Source organism: Vibrio sp. 10N.222.46.A1 (assembly GCF_041473595.1).
GTDB lineage: Bacteria > Pseudomonadota > Gammaproteobacteria > Enterobacterales > Vibrionaceae > Vibrio > Vibrio tasmaniensis_A.
The window spans coordinates 1-456 of record NZ_JBFRSN010001356.1 but is presented as its reverse complement, the minus strand read 5'-3'; the positions used below and the strand labels follow the sequence as shown (position 1 = coordinate 456).

1 pseudogene is annotated in these 456 nt (G+C 42.1%); it reads left to right on the top strand.

Annotated features, from left to right (window positions below):
- Nucleotides 1-403 (top strand): annotated as a pseudogene (locus AB4496_RS26575) (cobyrinate a,c-diamide synthase); the annotation flags it as partial.
- Nucleotides 404-456: the final 53 nt, after the last annotated feature.

Genomic DNA, 456 nt, shown 5'->3' with positions numbered 1-456 from the left:
CAATCATGCGTTGAAGCAGCAAATCATCACACACATTGAACAAGGAAAACCTTGCCTAGCCGAATGTGGTGGCATGCTATACCTCAACAAAGCATTGACTGATACAGAAAGCCAAACAGAAAACATGGTTGGCGCGTTAAATGCCAAAGCGACTATGCAGAAAAAGCTAGCCGCGCTAGGGATCCTAGAAGCTAATTTCAATGGTCAAATGCTGCGTGGTCATACTTTCCATTATTCAAAAACAGACAGTAAAGAAACCGTACTAACTCAGCCTGAATCTCAATATGGTAGGCCAACCGATCCTGTTTGGATAAAACAAAGCACCATCGCTTCTTATGCACATTGGTACTTCCCGTATAACCCTGATTTGGTAGCGAAAATATTCAAAGGAGCACTTTATTAAGTATGGGCGAAAAAATACGCCTTGAACGCTTTCAATAGGGCGTGTTGATCTTT